Raw genomic sequence first — 20,410 nt, forward strand, 5'->3', positions numbered from 1 at the left:
TGATGCGCCGCTGAACCGCCCTTGCGAAAAAATATTTCAGGGACCGATTGCCGACGCGTTGACCCACGTTGGTCAAATCGCCATGCTGCGGCGCCTGGCGGGCGCGCCGGTGCGCGGCGAAAACTATCACAAAGCGGAAATTGCCATCGGTTGCGTCGGGCCGGAGCAATCATCCCCGCGCATGGAATTCAATCGTGAACATGAAACCGGTAAGATCATTTTTGCTCAATGAAAATTATTCTGTGAGAAATGAGACCAAACTCGCAAGACCCGATTGGCTCTTGCAGATGGAGACCATCTTCGAGGCGATGAACGAAGGCGTTGCCGTTCTCGAGGCCGGCCGCGTCTTGTTCGTCAATGAGGCGATGCGGCGCATGACCGGATTTCAACAGCAGGAAATGATCGGCCGCGCCAGCACCGACTTTTTCGCGCCGGAAGATTTGCCCTTTATTCAACAGCAGATCGAGCAGCGGGAACGTAATGGCCACGTTCGTTTTGAGTATGACATTCGCGGCAAGGCCGGCGCGCGAGTGCCGGCCATCATCAGCAGCCGTACATTCCACAGTACGGATCAACGGCAGTTTGCCATCGTCACGTGCGCCGATATTCGCGAGCAAAAACTCGCGGAAGCAAGATTGCGCAAGGCGAACCTCCAACTGCAGGAGAGTGAAGCACGCAAGGATGCAATGTTGAAATCCGCGCTGGATTGCATCATCACCATTGATCACAACGGGAAGATCATCGAGTTCAATCCCGCGGCCGAGAAAACGTTTGGCTACAAGCGCGCCCGCGTCATCGGCAACGAATTGGCAGCAACCATTGTTCCGCCGGCGCTGCGGGAAGCGCATCGGCGCGGGATGGCGCATTATCTTGCCACCGGCGAGGGGCCGGTTCTGGGCAAGCGCATCCAGATTACGGGAATGCGCGCGGATGGCACGGAGTTTCCTGTCGAGTTGGCCATTGTTCCGATTCATTTGGGCGAGCATCCGATCTTCACCGCCTATCTCCGCGATATTACCGAGCCGGTGCGCGCGGAGAAAGAATTGCGTGAAGCAAAGGAAGCGGCGGAAACGGCAAATCATGCCAAAACCGAATTGCTGGCGGAGTTAAAAGCAAGGCACGATGAGCTTGAAGCAACATTGCAACAACTCAAAATCATTCAGAACAAATTGGAAGCCGAAAATGCGCGCAAAGCCCGCGAGCTGGAAGAAGCGCGCCGGCTGCAGCTTGCGCTGCTCCCCAAGACCATCCCCAAGTTGCCTTATCTTGAAATTGCCGTTTTCATGCAAACCGCCACTGAAGTGGGCGGCGACTATTACGATTTCAATGTGAACACCGATGGCGGACTCACAGTGGCAATTGGAGATGCCACCGGCCATGGCTTGCAGGCCGGAACGATTGTCGCTTCCACTAAAAGCCTGTTTAAAGCATTGGTGGATGAACCGGCGCCCGCGCAGGTTCTAAAGAAGATGTCGCGCGCACTAAAATCCATGGGCTTTCACAGAATGTTCATGGGAATGACGGTGGCAAAGTTCGACCAGCATCGCTTGATTTTATCTTCCGCTGGCATGCCTTTTACTCTGGTGCATCGCGCGGCCAACGGCAATACCGAAGAAATCGTCTTGAAAGCCATGCCGCTCGGAAGTTTTTCCAATTTCAAATATCAGCAAAGAATTTTGAAATTGCAGCCCGGGGACACCGTGCTTTTTATGAGCGACGGCCTGTATGAAACATTCAACACACAAGAGGAAATGCTGGGAGAAAGCCGGATGATCAAATTATTTACAGAGATCGCCCATCAGCAACCTCGCAAGATCGTCCGGCATTTGGCCAGGGCGGCCAGATCCTGGGCCGGCGAGCGGGCGCTGCACGATGACATGACGATTGTTGCTGTGAAGATGAAATGAAAATATCTCTCTTTCAAACGGGAATTGGGTTCGATTGGATTTGAAGGTCTGCAAAGCGTTTGCTGAAATATCAGCGCCGTACCGATATTTCAACAGCTCTGTCTAAAATGGAATCCGCAAAAGCATTCTCTTGATCAGGCGTAAGCTGTCAAGTCAAAGCCACTTGAGATCGTTCTCAAGTGGCTTTTTAAATTTTGGCATGTCATTGGCATTTAACGGAGACGAATGAGTTGCCGGTGAAGTTGGGATCGGATACCACGAGTCAAAGAGTGACTTGAGTATGCGAGATCAACATTTGACTTCCCGGCATTGCAGGTGCTAACCCAAGTTCGACAGTTGCCAAAGTTAAGATAAATATTTACAACAAATATTTTCAAAAGTCTTCACTACAAATTGTGATCGGGCGTCAATCGCACGGGCGGCTTGAGCTTGAGTTTGTGCATCAAAAGCGCCAAGTCCGGGTCGGGTTTGGAAACACAACGCAAGTGAATGTCGATACCTTTGCGCGTGGGCAGCACCACGTCGGTTAGTTGGAGATTTTTGAGTTCGGCAATCACTTTGCGCGGCTCATCGCCCAAGCCCGCTTGTTTGCACATTTGGCCAAAACATTTCCACAGCACATAGGCCAAGAAGCAGACCAAGATATGAGCGTGAACACGTTTTTCTTTTTGATGCCAAATGGGTCGCAACTCAAGATCGTTCTTGTGAATGCGAAAGGCGGCTTCCGCGTCCGTTAATTGAATGTACGCTTGCCACAACTCGGTGGCCGTCCAATTTTTGACGTTGCTGCGCAACACATAACAACCTTCGCTGATTTGCGCCCAAGTTTTTTGCGGCTCACACTGCGACCAGGTGACCTGCACCATGCCATTGTTGTCGCGGACGGTGATCGTGAAAAATGCGGCGGCGCGTTGATGGCGCTCCAACAAACGACCGAGGCGACGTTCGGCAAGTTGGGCGCTGGGAACACGACCCGTGTCGCAGCTCTTTTGCAGCTGGCACAATTCCGCTTCGAGACATTTGAGAAAACGATCATGAATGGCTTTTTCTTTGGCCGCTCGTGCGGCGCTCCGACAGAGGATGAAGACCTCCTCTTCACGGCCCAGCGACGCGGAACAGAGCTTAACCTCCAGGCCTTCACGAATCGTTTGCCAGCCCTCTTGCTCGAGTTCAGCGGCGAAGTACTTGAGTTGGCTTTTGGGCATGCCCAGAATATAGCGGCGATGCTCTTCATTCAGCAAAGTAAGGGTCTTGGGGCTGGTCATGCCACGATCCATAATCCAAATGCGATCGGCTTTGCCATAGAGCTTTTCCATTTTGGTGACGATGTCTTCGACGGTCTTGGAATCGTGCGTGTTGCCGGCAAAAATTTCATAGCCTAACGGAATCCCTTCTTTGGTGACCACCAGCGCAATGCAGACTTGCTTGCAATCGCTGCGGTGATCACGCGAATGGCCGTGCTGGGCTTGTGGATTGGCGGCCGCTTCGCCTTCAAAATAAGTGGACGTGACATCGTATAACATCAAATCATAGTTGATTTGAAACAGCTTGCCAAAGCGTTCTTTGAGATGTTGTTGCAGTTGGTCTTTGTGCGGCAGCAGAGGATCCAAAGCACGATACAGACGATTGTCATAAATCTTGTTCGCCGGAATGCCGAGCAAATCAGCCAAGGCGCTGTTCTTGTAAAAATGTTCGGCAATATAAAGCTCGCTGCTGGGCTCACAGAAGCGCGCCACGATCACGATGGTGGCCAAATCCGCCCAAGCAATGTCGGGGCGTGTGCTCGCCAATTGGTTTTGAAAGAAACGATCCAGGTGCAACCGGCGGAGCAGTTCCAACGCCAGCCACACATCACCAAACCGGCGTGGACGTTCCGTGCGCACGGCGCTGACATTCACTTCTGCCCATTCTGGAGCGGCCTGTTTTCCGTGGTGGCGTTGTGAAGGCAAGAGTTCTGCTGAGCAGAATGATTTTGCGCCGCGGCAGGACAAGCGGCTTGTTGAATCCCCAGGCGCGCCGCTTCATCCAGATTACCCAGATAAGCCACGAGGCGTTGTCGCGAGCCACGCGCGGTGCGATAGGATTCGACCAGCGCCCAATACTCATGCGACTTGCCATCTTTCTTGCGGCAGATTTTTCGGAGGTGCATGCCGCAATATAGTAAATCCTACCCCCGCCGGGCAATGGGGTAGGTCTTCACCACACAGCGGTTTGCGGAAATTTCCTTCAAAAACCTGGGAAATTCCCGCTGGCCGCCCCGATTTTGCCCCGAAATATTTTTGAAGTGTCGAACTTGGGTTAACAGTGTTTGTTGAGTGGAAGAGATGCCCTGCAGCGTCAGCTCGCCGACGCCGCGATTGGTAATCACGATTTCGAAAGAAGCGGTATCCTCCTCACTGACCGGCCCCAAATCAACGAAATTCGGAGTAGCATGCAAATCGCGATCACGGACCAGTGCCGAGATTTTGATCACATCGGCAGCGATCGTCCGAGCAGATTGCGCGTCGCCAATGGCCTTCATTTCTATTTCCAGAACGCCGGCGCCATTCAGCAACACGGTGCGGAGATAGAGCCATTCGCCCGCCGGCAGCGGCTCGGATAATCTCACCGTGCCGATTTCCTGTGCTTGATGGCGAACTGTGAATTCGATATTGGCAGCAGGGCTTTGCACCGGCGGGACTTGCACGAACAGATTGTATCTGCCCGGCTGCGCCAGCACGGCACTCCACTTCACGGCCGCGGAATCATGCGGTGCCACGGTGGCGACGCGGCTGTCGATTCCCCACGCTGCGATGCTGGAGGTTGTCCAATTGCCGCCCAGCTCCGCAAAACCGTCGTCGCGATTATCAATGTAAATATCATCCGGCAAAATGTTGATGAAGCGTGTTGTTTGATTTCCCATGGTGTCGCAAAGCGCGACTCCGGCTTTAGCCAAAGCGCTGCGCGGAAACGATTCCGTCGTTCGCCAGTTGTTGGTTCCCACTTGAGTGCAGGGAGCAACGAGGTATCTTTCGTAGATGTCTTTGATCGCGACGAACGGCACGCGTTGAAAGATTGGTTCATCAACCTCGACAGAAAAGAAAACCCGATCGCCGCTATTCTCCTCGCTGAAGATCACCTGCGGCGCAGCCTCATCCTGCGATTTCCGCCAGCGTTGCATGGCTTCCACGGCCGTGCAGTAGCGGAATTTGACGCCCGGATAGCGGCGTGTCATCTCGTGCGCAAGACTGTCGAGGATCGCGAGGTTTTGTAGAAAATCTTCCTCCGGCAAATGTCCCCACAAACAGGCAACTTGATCTACGCCGCGACTCGCCGCGACAAAGATCGAATCCATCAAATGGCGATTGCGTGTGGTGCTGAAGTGTGCTGAACGTACATTCCAGCCCGGGCCGTTGCCGGGGATTTGGTAGTTTTGCGGGGCAGGACGAAAAGGCACAAATTCCGAAGGCGACTCCGACCAATCGTATGTGATGTCCAGCGGTTCGGTGGTATCGGTGTGTTTGTGGGGATAATCATTGTGCAAACTATAGGGCAACAGCTCGTCGAGATGATGCTGCCAGTCGTTGTCCATGTAATGCCAACCGCTGCGAAAGGAAACCGGAAAGACATTTTCTTCGAGAAGGTATTGCGCGAGCGTGTAGTCGAAATCGTCACGGCATTCATTGAAACCAAGCGCTTGATTCCACCAATATGTGCCGTCGCCATCATAATCAGTCCAGGCGAAGGTATGATAATGCAGCGATAGCTCATCGCCGTTGCGCGCGACGTTTTCGCCGTGGTACGTTTTCATCAAATACAACGTCATGGTGTTGGGCACAGGCACATTGGTGTTGGTGGCATAGCGAAAGATGTTGCCGGCCATCATCCACCAGGTGAGTTTCATCTGCTGGCCGTACGAATCCACCAACCGCGCGCGGAAAGCTGGGTCCATGACTTGATAAGCGTTGCGGGCCGGATCAATAAAAAGGCCCAGATTGTAGGTGCAATGATACCGGTTGGTATTCATGCCCTCCCAGATTGCGGTGTCCGATCCGAGGACCAAATATACTTCGCCGGATTGAGATGAACTGTAAGTGGGGAAAAGGAACAACAGCGGCAGGCAAGCAAGCAAAAGAAGACGATAACTTCGCATCGGTATTCTCTTTCTGTGAATGTGAAACGACCAGTATTTCACTACCTTGACCAGGCTCGTTCTGCCGCTTTTGAACATGACTACTTCGCCTGTTCATCATCGACATGGCGGGCTTGCAGGCGTTGCAGGCGGCGCGTCGTCTCTTTTTTCAATTCACCGGTCGTGAGATAAACATACAAGTTTTCCCCCGGGCAAACCGTTCCTTCTGCCACATCCTTGTGTCCCTTGATTGTTTCCGGTGAAATTTGATAACGCCAGCACAGCCATGTAAACAGATCAATCACCGCTTCGCGCTGGCGTTTGCTGGGATATTGGATTTCGTAGTTGCCCAGCACGCAAATTAAGGCATGGCCGGCGGGATCATAAGCCGTGTTGGTGTCACCGGGATAACGCAAAGCGCGGCCCGCGTAAATTTTGCCTTCCAAATCAATCAAGAAATGATACGGGATGTCGATCCATTTTTTCTCAGTGCGCGACCAATTTTGCAAATTGACGAGATACTCCGGCGTTGGTTTGTCGCCTTTGTATTCTTCTCCGCCGTGATGAAGTGTGATGACCTTGATCTCGTGTGTTTTGTGTGAATCCGCCACTGCTGTGCCGCCCCATTGCGCCACGGCGATGATCTCACGATCGAGTTGTGCGAGGCGGCTATATCGGGAAGAGGCGCAATTTTGAGCAGTCAGCAGAACGAGAGAGAGCAGCAGCAATTGCAGAAAGTGTTGTCGGTTGGCAGAATGTGGTTTCATCGTTTTGCCTCTATTTTGCAAAATGTGCCATGAAAAACGAAGCGTTGGCAGTACCGTCCATAATTGGTTCGTTGGTGGAATAATCCCAACGATCATCGTGATAAACTACAAGATCGGATTGAAATGCGGCATAAGGATCTTCGCGCGTGAGGCGAATGCCTTTAAGGCTTTTGAAAATGCTGGTATACACCGGCCCGTCGTTCAATCCTCCGGTGATTTCGCGTCCGGTTTTGTCTGCAATCACACTGTGCGGAAATTGCGGCGTGTTTCCGCCTTCCGGAGGAATGCCGACAAATGCGCTAATGCCCCAGGGATTGCGACCGAGCAGCCAATCACGGTTCTCGAGAATGAATTGATGATACTTCGTATCGCCCGTCATCTTTTCATAAGCCAAGCCGTGCGCAATGAAATCCGTGACTAAATTGAAGGAACACCAAATGAACGGCACGCCCATGCGATAGGGATTTTGTTGAGCGCGCCGCAGAACGCCCTCGAGACCGTGGCGATAATAACCGGCGAGCGTGTCTTGCAATGCTTTGTCCACCAGCGGATACAAGGCGTAATGGCCAAGGTTGACGTAAGGATAATACTCGTAGTGATTGGCGGTATCCGCGCCCATCCACGAGGTGGTGTTGATCAGGCGCGCAAAATTCTTTGCATCGTCGAGATAGGAAGCGACGCGCGTCACCTTGAACATTTCTGCGGCGCCCCATTCCATGTCATCCGCCCAGGTGTTTTCGTAATAACGATAGGGCGCGCGGCAGGGCACGCCTTCGCACGAGCCGGGTTGCTGCTTGCCCATTTCATAAACTTCTCTGCCGGCTTTGAGGCATTGCGCCGCAAAAGCGGAATCACACAAATCGCTTTTCCAAATATCCGCAGCCATCGCCATCGCGGCAGCGTAACGGCCGGCGAGATTGGCAATTCCGGTGGAGGTGTTTTGATATTGTCCCAAGCCTTGCGGTTTTCCCGTAGCGTAATAGACCACGCGATAACTGCCCGGCCCCCAGCCATAATCCGAGGTGTCTTGATAAGGCATGTCCCAGCCCATGTGATCACGATCATCCGCGACTTGATGAAAGAGCTGATCGGATGCGGGATGCATTTTCAGCATCCAATCCAATCCCCATTTGGCTTCATCGAGAATATCGGGGATGCCGTTGGGCCACGGATGGCCGAGGGCATCATATTCGTCTTTGAATTTTCCCTTGTTCTCGCGATACGAAAAAAGCAAGCGGCAAACGGCATTTCCGGAAGTCATCAAATACCGCAAATAATCGCCGGCATCGTGCCAGCCGCCGCTCACGTCAATGAACGTGCTGTCAGGCATCGGGCCATACATGGTGCGGCCGTCTTTCTGGTGACACACTTCGTCGAGAAAAGGATTATAACCGCAGCGCTGCTGCCGCATGTAGGCGAGCAACAGCTCGTGATGATGCGCGTAAGCATCCGGGCCGAGGTTGAACGGGAGAGATTCAAACGTCGTGCCCGTGAGGCGCAATTTATAACGGCCGGTTTGGCGAAACGCGGTAAAATCCAAACGATAATGATGCGCAAAATTGCCGTAAGCGCCCGCGTTGCTTTCCAGTTTCTGCGGACCCCAAACGCGCTTGCCGGAGGCGGCATCGATGATCTCAAAACGCGCCTTTGGCAAAGCTTGATGCGAAAAGGCAAGGGCGATTTTTTCATCCTCGGGCAGATAACCGATTTGATTGGCGCGGAGGTAAATGGTTTTGTCCTGTCCTTGAGCGCAGATGGCATCCCAAGTATTCAGCATAACAACTATTGCTACGGCCGGTACAAGCGTGAACGGCTCCAGGGTATTCATCGTTTTTGCTCCCGGATTGCGCGCCTCGCATCACGGCGAATGAAAGATAATGAAAGGCCTAAGATCTGTATTGCCGTCAGACGCGGCAATTTTATTTTGTTTACTCTCGCAAGCAGCAAGCTTGTTTAATAATGAACTCTTTTTTGACGATGTCAAATGCTTTTTTAGGCAGTATTGTTTCTGCTTGCAGTTTGGAAGGTGGTTCAAGCATGGATTTCCCGGTTGAACCGTGACAAGAAGGCGGCGTTCCCGGCAGGAATGTTGTCCTTGCAATTGACGGGACAGCTTATATTTTATCAGCCAGTCTGCAGAGAAAGCGGCGCTTGCTTGTCCGAAAGCGAATAATCAGAATCGCTAACAATGGCGCGGAGTCGAGATGTCCGTACAAAGGCTTGCAAACATTCCAGGATTTTCCATTGATCGCGTTGCCGCCGCTGCCGGAGATGATCCGGAGGTTTTGCGCATGGAAAATTTGGATACTGATCTCACACCGACGGCAGGCGCGCTGGCTGCCACGATCGTTGCGATTGGCCGCGACGAGGACAACAGTTATTTGCCCTTCCTTGGAAAAATCGCATTGCGCGAGGCGGTGGCGCAGCATCTCAATCGGCAAACGAAAAATCATTATGGCGTTGAAAATGTCGTAATCACAGCCGGCGGCACCGAAGGCATGTTCGATGTGCTGCTCGCAACGACTGACAATGGCGATGAAGTTGTTTTGACCGATCCCACTTATGCCGGAATGATTTATCGCGTGCGCCTGGCGGGTGGTGTCCCCAGACTTGTGCCCTTTGTCGCGCAGAAGAACGAGTGGCGGCTGGATCTCGAGGCGCTGCGAGCAGCGGTTACCAACAAGACGCGAGCGCTCTTCATTATGAATCCTGCCATGCCTTGCGGCGCTGTTTTGCACGCCGAAGACTGGAAATCGCTGGCCGAGATTTGCCACCAGCACAATCTCTGGCTGATTTACAACGCGGCGATGGAGCGCATCTTGTTTGATCAACGGCCGTTCCTCCATCCCGCTGCGCTTCCGGGCATGGCCGAACGCACGATTACCATCGGTTCGGTATCGAAAGAATTTCGCATGATTGGCTGGCGCCTCGGTTGGGTGGTTGGGCCGCACGCGATTATGAACGACATTGCGCGCGTTCACATCTACAACGTGGTCACACCCACTGGCATTGCGCAGGCAGGCGCATTGGCCGCGCTGCAAGCATCGTTGAATGATTTGCAGGCTTGCGTCGCGGAATGGCAGCGCCGGCGCAATGTCGTTAACGAACAACTTGAAAAATTTGCCATGATCAGCGCCGCTGGTGGTTGGTCACAACTCTTGAATGTGAAAGAATTGGGTTATGATTCTTTCACCGCCTCGAAATTATTGTTGGAGAAAGGCAAGATCGCCGCAACGCCGATGCGCGATTGGGGTGAGAAAAACGGCGATGCGTTCGTGCGCCTGGTATTCAGCAATGAACCGGTGGAACGGCTTGCAACGTTGAGAGATCGTGTCAATCGCGCCTTGGCTTAAAATCGCGAACCAAATTCCAAAAAATGCGAAGATACCAACGCGGCATGTTTGGCCGGAACAAGTGAAACATCGAATGGAGTTCGAGCAAGCGATGAATGAATCTGTACTAAAATTCTATGAAGATTTTGCCGGAGAATATCATCTCATCTTCGCCGATTGGCGCAAGGAAGTGTTGCGGCAAGGCAAAGTGCTGGACAATCTTATTCGAGATCAATTAGGCAAAACGGCCCGAACGGTTCTCGATTGCACTTGCGGCATTGGCACGCAAGCCATCGGCCTGGCTTCCTGCGGCTATGGGGTGCATGCCACAGATCTCAGCCCGACTTCGATCGAACGCGCCCGGCAAGAGGCGCAATCCTTCGGTGTGACATTACAGTTTGAAGTTGCAGATTTGCGCGTGCTCGATCGCCACGTAACAGATTTATTTGACGTTGTGCTTTCATGCGATAATGCCCTGCCCCATTTTTTAAATAATGAGGATTTATCTCTGGCAGTCGATCAAATGCTAGCGCGCTTGCGCACCGGCGGTTTGCTGATCGCGAGCATTCGCGATTATGATCTCGCTGTGCAAGAGCGGAAACGTCCTTTGGCGATGACCGCGCCTCTGCCCGGACAACAAGCTTCGCCGGACAACAGCCGTCCGACCTTGCCGCGCGTCTTTGACGATGACGACGGTCGTCGCATTGTTTTTCAAGTTTGGGATTGGTCGAATGATGGGCGTTTCTATACACTCAATCATTTTATTATGAAGCAGCGTGCCAGCGAATGGAAGACGACTCATCTCGTCACCCAATACCGTGCGCTGCAACGCCATGAGTTGAGTGAGATTTTGCGCGCCGCCGGTTTTTCGGAGATTCACTGGCACATGCCGGCCGAGAGCGGCTTTTATCAACCGCTGGTAACGGCTCGTAAGATTTAAGAGCGAACTCCGACAATTTCTTGGAATGCGAGGAAGGAATTTATCGTGAAATGAAGTTGGAAAGGAGAGGGCATGAACTTCGAAAACAAAGTCGTTATCATCACCGGCGGCACGGGCGGTCTCGGCCGCGCCGTGACTGCCGCGTTTTTACAGGCAGGGGCGAAGGTTGTTGCCACATACACTCGTGAATCCGAATTTGACGCGCTCAAATCAAACGTCACAACGCACGTCACGGCATTGACCGGCGTCAAAACGAATGTCGTGGAAGAAGCGAGCGTGCAAGCGCTGGTGCAGAAGGCTGCAAAGCTTGGCCGCATTGACATTTTGGTCAATCTCGTTGGCAGCTTTTTAGGCGGCGTGCCGGTTGTCGATATGACTCTTACGCAATGGGATAACATCATCAATCTGAATTTGAAATCAGCATTTTTGTGTTGTAAGCATGTGATGCCGGTGATGCAGCAGCAACGCTCCGGCCGCATTATAAATATCGGCTCGCAGGGCGGATTGCACGGTGGTGATGGCATATCCGCCTACGGCGCCGCAAAAGCAGGGCTCATCAATTTCACAAAATCTTTGGCAGCGGAGGGCAAAGGCTTTGGTATCAGCGCGAATACCGTGGTTCCCGGCAACCTCGACACGCCGGCAAATCGTCAAGCCATGCCGAATGCCGATTTTACGAAATGGGTGTCACCGCAGGCGCTGGCGCAAGTGATTTTGTTCCTAGCTTCTGAGGAAGCGAGCGCAATCACCGGCGCCGTGATTCCAGTGTCCGGCAGATATTGAAATCGCGCGTCAAACGTCGCGATCATTTCTACAGCAAGCATGATTTGATTTGTTGGTCAAACAATAAAGGAGAATGCAACGATGAGGAGAAATAGAACGCTATACATTTTGACCATGCTGGCCGCCAGCGTTTTTTCATTTCAGGCGGCATTGGGACAAATTAAAGGCAAAGTGAAATTGACCGCGTTGCCGCCGGCGCTTCCGCCCCAGGCCGTTACGAAAAATTCGCCGGTTTGCGGGATACAAGTTTTGAATGAATCGTTGTTAGTGAATAAGAAGCTGGAATTACGCAATGCTTTCGTGTTTTTAGCGAATATTGCACCGGATTCGCTGCCGCCGGCTGAAACCGTGGTCAAGATTACAAAGTGTGTTTTCCGTCCTCACGTGTCAGCGGTGTTGCGCGGCGATTATCTCGTGCTGGAGAACGAGGATGCAACCTTGCATCATGCGCGCGGCTATTTATACCGGTTTCGCGACGGTTGGGAGCGCACGGTGACAAAAGACATCTTTGATGAAACCGGGGAGAGTGTGTTTAATTTTGCCTTGCCCGCCAAGGCAACAACCGGGATGGAGCCATTGCACGAACCAGGCCTGCTCGAAATTCGGAGTGAAATCGGTTATGATTGGATGAAGGCCTATGTGTTGGTGATGCCGCATCGTTTCTTTGCGATTACTGATGCCAAAGGCGAGTTTGAGTTGCCGCGTGTGCCGCCCGGCCAGTTTGATTTGGTGCTCTGGCATGAAACGCTCGGCGTCAAGCGCCAGCTCGTCGAAGTCGCGCCAGGCAAAAAGACGGAATTGTTGATTGATTGGGAAATGATGTCACCGGAGGTAAACGAGGATGATTCCTCTGCACGGGCACAGAAGAACTGAAGCTGGAGCTTGTGCCGGCAAAATATTTTATCTTCGAATTGCGGCAGCCTTATAGCGCTGAAGAACCGGCAGAAATGGTTTTCAAAGCAAAAATCCCGCAGAAAAATTTTCTTCTGCGGGATTTTATTTTTAACGACGGGGTTGCTTGAATCAACAGGCAGAACCGGAAACGTCAAGCCAGCTTTGTATTGATCGCGAGATTAACGCTGCGCGATCGGCACGTAGGCCGCCTCTTTGGGACCCTGATAAATCGCGCGCGGCCGGAAGAGACGATTATCCTGCAATTGCTCGAGCACATGCGCTGTCCAGCCGGCGATGCGACTGACGGCGAAGATTGGCGTGAACAATTCCGGCTCTAATCCGAGATAATAGTAAACCGAGGCCGAATAGAAATCGACGTTGGGGTAAATGCCGCGGCTGCTCACTTCGCGCGCCATGACTTCGTCCATTTTCTTGGACATCTCATACCATTTGGTGTTGTTGGTGATCTGCGCAAGCTTTTCCGAATAACGGTTGAGCAGACGCGCACGCGGATCGTATGTTTTATAAACGCGATGCCCGAAGCCCATAATCTTGGCCTTGTTTTGCAGCTTGTGCATCACCCAGGGCTCGACTTTTTCGAGGCTGCCGATTTCCATTAAATTTTGCATAACGCCGGCATTGGCGCCGCCGTGCAGCGGGCCTTTCAAGCTGCCCACGGCTGAGGTGATGGCGGAATACATATCCGTCAACGACGAGATGCACACGCGCGCGGTGAAGGTCGAGGCATTGAAGCCGTGATCCGCATGCAGAATCAAGGCGACATCGAGAACTCTTGCCGAATACTCGTCCGGAGCAACGCCATTGATTTGATGCAGGCAATGCGCGGCATGCGTCAAATCCGTGCGCGCCGCCACCGGCGGCTGGCCTTTGCGCAACCGTTGAATCGCGCCCACGATGGCGGGAAATGCAGCAATCAAGCTGATCGCGCGCTGGCTGTTTTTTGCAACCGAATCGTCGGTGGGATTGTCATCAAACAAACCCAGCGCTGAAACCGCGGTGCGCAGCAAATCCATGGGATTTGCGCTGGGCGGAAAGGATTGCAAGAGTTTGAGCACGGCTTCCGGAAGCTGGCGACGCGCTTTCAAGTTGTTTGCAAATTCATCCAGCTCGCTGCGCTTGGGCAAATGGCCGAAGAGCAGAAAAAAAACAGTTTCTTCAAAGATGGAATGATCGGCCAATTCGGCAATCGGAATACCGCGATACAAGAGAATGCCTTTTTGACCATCGATGGAGCAAATCGTGCTAGGCGCGGCAACCACTCCTTCCAAACCCGGGCGATACTCGACTTTATTGCCTGCGGCGTCAATCAACTCCGTCACTTTTTCAGCCATCAAATTTCTCCTTTCCATCGATCATGCGGCCATCGGCGCTTGCTGCCGGGCCTGTTGTATTGATTGAATCTTGGAATTTTTGTCCTCAGCGACAACGCAATTCAAGGTAGCGATATATTAAAAAAAAATGCACGAAAAGCAAGCGCAAGCGACTGTGAACCTGTTTCACAAATGCTGATCATTGCCTTCACGCCGGCCGGAGGCCAACATAATTTTTGCAAAGCATTTCGTGGGAAAATGTTACAGTTGCGGGGTGAACTTCGAATGTGCATCTCTGGCATTGTGGTTGCTTGAGGTTTGCTCGAACACGCCGCTGATCGCGTTCGTGTTATTTTTTCAACGAATCAATCCGCGCTTTTGCCAGGCGGCGCTTATGCCGCGTATGCTTTAAAAATGGAGACTCGCATGCAAGCAACTGCTGTTTCACTTCGAAAAGTAAACAAACCGGATACGCGCGAACGCAGCAATTGGTTGATGCAGCGCGAGCAGCGCGCACTCGCCTGGCTTTGCCGCCGCACACCAGCATTTGTTACGTCTGATATGCTGACTGTTCTGGGTCTGACCGGCAGTGGCATCATTTTCATGAGTATTATGATGGCGCAAGCGAATCGGTTGTGGCTCATGGGCGCGATCATCGGATTGAGCATACATTGGCTGGGGGATTCACTCGATGGGCGGCTCGCTTATTTTCGCAATCGCCCGCGCAAATGGTATGGCTTTGCGCTCGATATTATGGTTGATTGGATTTCGCTGTGCCTGGTGGCGGCGGGATTGGCGATTTATTTTGCGGCGTTGAAATTCGTGCCCGTCATTTTCATGGTCGCCTACGGCGCGCGCATGTTGATTGCCGTATTGAGCTACAAAATTCTTGGAGTTTATCGCATTGACAGCGGCAAAATTGGCCCGACCGAAGTACGCATTTTGACAGCGTTAGCTTTAGGTCTTGAAATGTTCTTGCCCGGAAGTTTACTCGTTGTAACTAGTCTTGCGACAGTGTTGTTGCTGGGCGTGAATGTTTTTGAGTTTTATCAACTCTTGCAAAGCGCCAATGCACGCGACAAGGCGGAGAGGCCAAGTGATTGGGGGCAATTGGCTCCACGACGAACAAGCAGAATTGTGGCGCTGTCCCGAGTTGAAGCTGACTAGCGAAGAGACGCTTAACCAAAGAATTTTTCTGAACGGATAACAGCGGCCAACGGATTCTGGTTTGATCAGAAGCTCCGGTGGCCGTCGTTATCCGTTGAGTATTGATTCGCTTTGCGCCGGCAACACATGCACGCATCATCTCGCTGCCAAAATGCCTCCACGGGCGCGATCATAAACCACTTTTCCCCCCACAATGGTCATCACATTTTGAATGCGGAACAAACTTTCTTCAGGCTCGGTCATGAGATCGCGATCGAGCACGGCGAAATCCGCCAATTTTCCCACTTCGATTGAGCCTTTTAAATCTTCTTCAAATGCCGCGTACGCGCCCCAGAGGGTGAGAGATTTCAGCGCTTCCAGGCGCGTCATTTTCAATTCCGGATGCCAACCCTCGGCGCTGAAACCGGTGGTGTCTTTGCGCGTGACGGCGGCGTAAAACTCGATCATGGGATTGCCTTCTTCCACCGGCGCATCCGAGCCGCCGGGAATCACGTTGCCTAAATCGATCAGGGTCCGCCAGGCGTATGCGCCGCTCATGCGCTCAAGTCCCAGACGGCGAATGGCAAAATGCAAATCACCGATGGCATGGCTGGGCTGCATCGAGGGCAGCACGCCCAGCTTTGTGAAACGTGGCAAGTCGCCGGGTTCGACAATTTGTGCATGTTCGATGCGATGCCTCGGCTCGCGAATTTTGCGCGCCTCTGCGGGCACTTCATTCAGGGCCTGCTCATAAAAATCCAGCACTTTGCGATTGGCGCGATCGCCGATCGCATGAATCGCCATCTGCAAGCCTTTCTCGGTTGCCGTTTTGATCACAGGGTAAATCTCGTCATCTCCAAAAAGAATCAAGCCGTCGGTGTTTGCATCAGAATATTTTTCTAGCAAAGCTGCGCCGCGCGAGCCCAGCGCGCCATCCGCGCTGATCTTGATGCCGCGAATGGTGAGATGATTGTTGAACAGGCCAATTTCGGGCGTGCCCTGCAGCAAGGTGTCAACGTCTGCGCCCGGCCCACGAACATAACCGTAAATGCGGATTTGCATTTTGCCCTGGCCATAAAGCGATTTCCATAAATTAATCGTATCCCAGCCGGAGCCGGCATCATGAATCGTGGTTAAACCGTAGGCTAATGCAACGTCATTTGCCTTGATTGCAAATTTCTCCTGAAACTCGCGTGAGCCGGAGGGAATATGTTTTGAGACCAGGCCCATGGCGCGATCAACCAGCAAACCGTTCGGCGCGCCGTTGCTGTCTTTGAGAATTTCGCCGCCTTGCGGATTCGGCGTGTCGCTAGTGATGCCCGCGAGTTGCAGGGCCTTGGAATTCACCACAGCCATGTGGCCGTCGGCGCGATTGAGGTAAACCGGCCAGTCTGCTGCGACTTTGTCGAGATCGTGTCGTGTGGGAAATTGTTTAACCGGCCAGTCTTCTTCCATCCAGCCGCGTCCGGTGAGCCATTCGCCCGCTGGTTTTGCCGCCGCCCAATGTTGCAGGCGTGCGAGAAACTCATCGAGCGACGTGCAGCCGTCGAGGTTTAAATCATATTCCCGTTTTCCCACGCCTTGAAAATGGTAGTGGCTGTCGATCAAGCCCGGCGTCACGGTTTTGCCTTTGAGATCGATTACCTGGGTGTTCGGGCCGATCCATTTTTGATTATCTTGATTTGAGCCGACAAATACGACGCGGTCACCTTTTACAGCGACGGCTTGCGCCGTGGTATTGTTTTGATCGACGGTGTGAATGACGCCGTTGTGCAAGACGAGGTCTGCACTTGTTTTTTGATTTTGACAGGAGATCATCATTAAAACTCCGACGACCAGAAAAAATGTTGCATAACTTGTGAATGTCTTCTTCACGGTTCCTCCTCACGTTAGATTTTTACCTCAAGGCATGCTGTTGCTGTGTCTGGACAAGATTCCCGGACGACCCACAACCGATGAGTGTGCCGCAATAAAGCACGGCAGCGGCAAAACTGCAAGAGGTTTTCATGACATCAAGCCATGCCGCTGCCGGGGTGTTTTACAGCGGTATAAATACGACATTTTTGCAATGTTTATTAGCAAGCCTGAACGGCAAAAATGATCTCCAGAATTACACACGACGAGCCACCATAAGCCGCCAGAAAAAAGTGCGACAACAGTGAACAAAATTAGTCGAATGAGGCGTGCAGCGTGTCTGAGGCAAAAGCATCGGGCTGTGAAAGCATGTCCACAAATCGTGTCTAAGTTCAGTAAGGAAGTGTGTCGGAGTTGGCGACTGGAGGGTTACCGCAAGCGATCAAAATTCAATGTTACTTACACTTCAAAGTGAAAGGGGATGAACATGCCCATTTTCAACTTTAAAAAGACCAAGGAAGTTGTCGAGAAAGCTCTGAATCCGGGAGAAAAGGTTGAGCACTTCGTCGAAGGTAAGTCGTGCATTAAGACTTCCGCCGGGATAGAGCTTGTCAACTCCGGCATCGCCACCACGAACAAAAATCGGCTCATTGTTGTCACCAACCCCACCTTCGAAAAAGGCAAAATCGAGACCTTCTCTGTCGCGGCGATTCATGATCAGAAACTGAGCAAGGAGAAGGACGACATCAGTTTTTGTTCGCCGAGTGGCACTTTTGATTTGAGACGAATTCCATCCGAACCGGACCCGAAGAAATTGATGGACGATTTGAGTGATCGTCAAAAAAAGTTGAAAGAGCCGGAGGTCGATATTTCGGTAAAGAATAGCGGCAACACGCCGATACGAGTGACGGTTAATCCGCCGGGAAAATAGTTGGAGACCTGCCGATTGTAGTGAGTTATGAGAGCGGATATTTTTGAAGTCGATGGTTTTGATTGGACGATGTCATTTGCTATCGGCGCTTACCATCGTGAGGGTGCGAGATTTTCATTTTCGCCCGATTTAGTATTGATGGGGAGAGATATGAAGTTTGGGAAATTTTGTCGGGAGTCAGCGGAGTAGATGTTTTTGTAAAATTTAGTTTATATTGATGTTCGAATTGATTTGTAATAAGCATCGTTGTTTTGATGTGCGATTTGGTGGAACGCTATTTTCTGAGATTCGTTGTAACCTCAGATAAGACAATGTGAAATATTTTTGAATTGCAGTAAAAAATAAGTTGCATTCAGAAGCTCGATTGATTATATTTGCTGCCGCGATAAAATAAACGCGGATGTAATTGCTCTTTGAAAATAAAAGCGTGCGCAACATTGTGTTGTGAATGTCAATTCCATGAGTCAAAAACAAACTACGAAGAGTTTGATCCTGGCTCAGGACGAACGCTGGCGGCGTGCCTAACACATGCAAGTCAGGGAGAAAAGGGTAGCAATACCCCTAGTAAACCGGCAAACGGGTGAGTAATACGTAGGCAATCTACCTCAAAGACTGGGATAACCTCGCGAAAGTGGGGCTAATACCGGATAATTCAAGATGCTCGCATGGGTGTCTTGTAAAAGTTATGATGATTTATCATGATAACGCTCTGAGATGAGCCTACGGTCGATTAGCTAGTTGGTGAGGTAATGGCTCACCAAGGCGACAATCGATAGCCGGCCTGAGAGGGTGATCGGCCACACTGGGACTGAGATACGGCCCAGACTCCTACGGGAGGCAGCAGTGAGGAATATTGGTCAATGGACGAAAGTCTGAACCAGCAACGCCGCGTGAGGGATGAAGCATCAAGGTGCGTAAACCTCTGTTAGAAGGGACGAATAGTTCCGATTGTATCGGGATTTGACGGTACCTTCAGAGAAAGCCCCGGCTAACTCCGTGCCAGCAGCCGCGGTAATACGGGGGGGGCTAGCGTTGTCCGGAATTATTGGGCGTAAAGGGCGCGTAGGCGGAATGGTAAGTCAGTGGTGAAATTTCGAGGCTTAACTTCGAGTCTGCCTCTGATACTGCTATTCTTGAGTGCGGAAGAGGAAAGCGGAATTCCCGGTGTAGCGGTGAAATGCGTAGATATCGGGAAGAACACCAGTAGCGAAGGCGGCTTTCTGGTCCGTAACTGACGCTGAGGCGCGAAAGCGTGGGTAGCAAACAGGATTAGATACCCTGGTAGTCCACGCCGTAAACGATGGGCACTAGGTGTTGGCCCCGAACTGTCGGGGTCAGTGCCGCAGCTAACGCATTAAGTGCCCCGCCTGGGAAGTACGACCGCAAGGTTGAAACTCAAAGGAATTGACGGGGGCCCGCACAAGCGGTGGAGTATGTGGTTTAATTCGATGCAACGCGAAGAACCTTACCTGGGCTTGACATGCTGGTTACCAACCTGAAAGGGAAGGGACCTTGGTTTACCAAGGAGCCAGCACAGGTGCTGCATGGCTGTCGTCAGCTCGTGTCGTGAGATGTTGGGTTAAGTCCCGCAACGAGCGCAACCCTTATCTCTAGTTGCCAACAGGTTATGCTGGGAACTCTAGGGAGACTGCCGGTGATAAGCCGGAGGAAGGCGGGGATGACGTCAAGTCCTCATGGCCTTTATGTCCAGGGCTACACACGTACTACAATGGCTGGTACAACGGGCAGCAAGACCGCAAGGTGGAGCAAATCCCTTAAAACCAGCCTCAGTTCAGATTGCAGTCTGCAACTCGACTGCATGAAGGTGGAATCGCTAGTAATCGCGGATCAGCATGCCGCGGTGAATACGTTCCCGGGCCTTGTACACACCGCCCGTCACGCCATGGAAGTCGATAGCACCCGAAGTCGCCGGCCTAACCGCAAGGATGGAGGCGCCTAAGGTGAGATCGATGACTGGGGCGAAGTCGTAACAAGGTAGCCGTACCGGAAGGTGCGGCTGGATCACCTCCTTTCTAGGGAGTCTCGTCTTGTAGGTTTCTACAAGATTTAGAGATTACCAATCCTGACTTCGCAACATGTGGTGTGCACGCTTTTTTATTTTTGTCATTATCTCACTTACTTAGTTTTGGGCCTGTAGCTCAGACGGTTAGAGCACTGTGCTGATAACGCAGGGGTCAGTGGTTCGACTCCACTCAGGCCCACGCAAAGGGCAAAAGGCAAGGGGCAAAAGACGAAAAAGTTTATTTGCCGCTTGCCCCTTGCCGTTTGCAAGGGGCTGTAGCTCAACTGGGAGAGCGTCGGCTTTGCAAGCCGAAGGTCGTCGGTTCGATCCCGATCAGCTCCATAACAGATTTAGTGAAACAGTTCTTTGAAAATTTCTAGATGTAAGCTTT

13 protein-coding genes, 2 tRNA genes and 1 rRNA gene are annotated in these 20,410 nt (G+C 52.1%); 10 read left to right on the top strand and 6 right to left on the bottom strand.

The annotated features are described in order from the left end of the window. The first annotated feature begins 194 nt into the window (after window positions 1-194). Window positions 195-1,907, top strand: coding sequence for a PAS domain S-box protein (locus tag FBQ85_08540; GenBank protein ID MDL1875203.1), 1,713 nt, complete (start codon window positions 195-197; stop codon window positions 1,905-1,907). Window positions 1,908-2,293: 386 nt separating this feature from the next. Here FBQ85_08540 and FBQ85_08545 read toward each other — a convergent pair whose 3' ends face one another. The 4 genes from FBQ85_08545 to FBQ85_08560 all read right to left on the bottom strand — a co-directional run bounded on the left by FBQ85_08545 (window position 2,294) and on the right by FBQ85_08560 (window position 8,562). Next, window positions 2,294-3,898, bottom strand: coding sequence for an IS1634 family transposase (locus FBQ85_08545; GenBank protein MDL1875204.1), 1,605 nt, complete (start codon window positions 3,896-3,898; stop codon window positions 2,294-2,296). 176 nt (window positions 3,899-4,074) lie between these two features. Continuing rightward, a complete protein-coding gene (locus FBQ85_08550; GenBank protein ID MDL1875205.1) occupies window positions 4,075-5,913 on the bottom strand; it encodes a hypothetical protein in 1,839 nt (612 codons plus the stop codon). A 206-nt stretch (window positions 5,914-6,119) separates the two neighbouring features. Then, complete coding sequence (locus FBQ85_08555; protein ID MDL1875206.1) at window positions 6,120-6,785, bottom strand: N-acetylmuramoyl-L-alanine amidase; 666 nt, start codon at window positions 6,783-6,785, stop codon at window positions 6,120-6,122. Between the two features lie 10 nt (window positions 6,786-6,795). Next, the gene (locus FBQ85_08560) at window positions 6,796-8,562 is read right to left on the bottom strand and encodes a glycoside hydrolase family 9 (GenBank protein MDL1875207.1); all 1,767 of its coding nucleotides are present in this window, start codon (window positions 8,560-8,562) and stop codon (window positions 6,796-6,798) included. Between the two features lie 427 nt (window positions 8,563-8,989). Between FBQ85_08560 and FBQ85_08565 the strand changes: the two genes are divergently transcribed. The 4 genes from FBQ85_08565 (at window position 8,990) to FBQ85_08580 (ending at window position 12,713) form a co-directional block, all read left to right on the top strand. After that, window positions 8,990-10,138 (top strand): pyridoxal phosphate-dependent aminotransferase, encoded by a 1,149-nt coding sequence (locus tag FBQ85_08565; GenBank protein ID MDL1875208.1) that lies wholly within the window; start codon window positions 8,990-8,992, stop codon window positions 10,136-10,138. A 91-nt stretch (window positions 10,139-10,229) separates the two neighbouring features. Further along, window positions 10,230-11,057: a class I SAM-dependent methyltransferase gene (locus tag FBQ85_08570; protein ID MDL1875209.1), complete on the top strand. Its 828-nt coding sequence runs from the start codon at window positions 10,230-10,232 to the stop codon at window positions 11,055-11,057. Between the two features lie 72 nt (window positions 11,058-11,129). Further along, a complete protein-coding gene (locus FBQ85_08575) occupies window positions 11,130-11,840 on the top strand; it encodes an SDR family oxidoreductase (protein ID MDL1875210.1) in 711 nt (236 codons plus the stop codon). 81 nt (window positions 11,841-11,921) lie between these two features. Beyond that, window positions 11,922-12,713, top strand: coding sequence for a hypothetical protein (locus FBQ85_08580; GenBank protein ID MDL1875211.1), 792 nt, complete (start codon window positions 11,922-11,924; stop codon window positions 12,711-12,713). Window positions 12,714-12,913: 200 nt separating this feature from the next. Here the strand turns inward: FBQ85_08580 and FBQ85_08585 are convergent, their stop codons facing one another. Next, window positions 12,914-14,086 (bottom strand): citrate synthase, encoded by a 1,173-nt coding sequence (locus tag FBQ85_08585; GenBank protein ID MDL1875212.1) that lies wholly within the window; start codon window positions 14,084-14,086, stop codon window positions 12,914-12,916. A gap of 405 nt (window positions 14,087-14,491) precedes the next feature. Here FBQ85_08585 and FBQ85_08590 point away from each other — a divergent pair, with 405 nt between their 5' ends. Beyond that, window positions 14,492-15,232 carry a CDP-alcohol phosphatidyltransferase gene (locus FBQ85_08590; GenBank protein ID MDL1875213.1) on the top strand — a complete coding sequence of 247 codons (741 nt, stop codon included), beginning with the start codon at window positions 14,492-14,494 and terminating at the stop codon, window positions 15,230-15,232. Window positions 15,233-15,367: 135 nt separating this feature from the next. On the opposite strand, the gene FBQ85_08595 is transcribed toward FBQ85_08590, so the two are convergent. Continuing rightward, on the bottom strand, window positions 15,368-17,086 hold the full coding sequence (locus FBQ85_08595; GenBank protein MDL1875214.1) for an amidohydrolase: 1,719 nt from the start codon (window positions 17,084-17,086) through the stop codon (window positions 15,368-15,370). A 466-nt stretch (window positions 17,087-17,552) separates the two neighbouring features. Between FBQ85_08595 and FBQ85_08600 the strand changes: the two genes are divergently transcribed. From FBQ85_08600 to FBQ85_08615, 4 genes are all read left to right on the top strand, one after another. After that, window positions 17,553-17,996, top strand: coding sequence for a hypothetical protein (locus tag FBQ85_08600; protein ID MDL1875215.1), 444 nt, complete (start codon window positions 17,553-17,555; stop codon window positions 17,994-17,996). 472 nt (window positions 17,997-18,468) lie between these two features. Continuing rightward, a 16S ribosomal RNA gene (locus FBQ85_08605) occupies window positions 18,469-20,032 on the top strand. A 112-nt stretch (window positions 20,033-20,144) separates the two neighbouring features. Then, window positions 20,145-20,218 (top strand) — tRNA-Ile (locus FBQ85_08610). Between the two features lie 70 nt (window positions 20,219-20,288). After that, a tRNA-Ala gene (locus FBQ85_08615) sits at window positions 20,289-20,361 on the top strand. The last annotated feature ends 49 nt before the right edge of the window (window positions 20,362-20,410 follow it).

This window comes from Cytophagia bacterium CHB2 (assembly GCA_030263535.1).
GTDB lineage: Bacteria > Zhuqueibacterota > Zhuqueibacteria > Zhuqueibacterales > Zhuqueibacteraceae > Coneutiohabitans.

Coding starts and splice junctions, on each gene's coding strand:
- FBQ85_08550 (MDL1875205.1), bottom strand. CDS start 5,913: ATGAATACCAACCGGTATCATTGCACCTACAATCTGGGCCTTTTTATT.
- FBQ85_08555 (MDL1875206.1), bottom strand. CDS start 6,785: ATGAAACCACATTCTGCCAACCGACAACACTTTCTGCAATTGCTGCTG.
- FBQ85_08560 (MDL1875207.1), bottom strand. CDS start 8,562: ATGCTGAATACTTGGGATGCCATCTGCGCTCAAGGACAGGACAAAACC.
- FBQ85_08565 (MDL1875208.1), top strand. CDS start 8,990: ATGTCCGTACAAAGGCTTGCAAACATTCCAGGATTTTCCATTGATCGC.
- FBQ85_08570 (MDL1875209.1), top strand. CDS start 10,230: ATGAATGAATCTGTACTAAAATTCTATGAAGATTTTGCCGGAGAATAT.
- FBQ85_08575 (MDL1875210.1), top strand. CDS start 11,130: ATGAACTTCGAAAACAAAGTCGTTATCATCACCGGCGGCACGGGCGGT.
- FBQ85_08580 (MDL1875211.1), top strand. CDS start 11,922: ATGAGGAGAAATAGAACGCTATACATTTTGACCATGCTGGCCGCCAGC.
- FBQ85_08585 (MDL1875212.1), bottom strand. CDS start 14,086: ATGGCTGAAAAAGTGACGGAGTTGATTGACGCCGCAGGCAATAAAGTC.
- FBQ85_08590 (MDL1875213.1), top strand. CDS start 14,492: ATGCAAGCAACTGCTGTTTCACTTCGAAAAGTAAACAAACCGGATACG.
- FBQ85_08600 (MDL1875215.1), top strand. CDS start 17,553: ATGCCCATTTTCAACTTTAAAAAGACCAAGGAAGTTGTCGAGAAAGCT.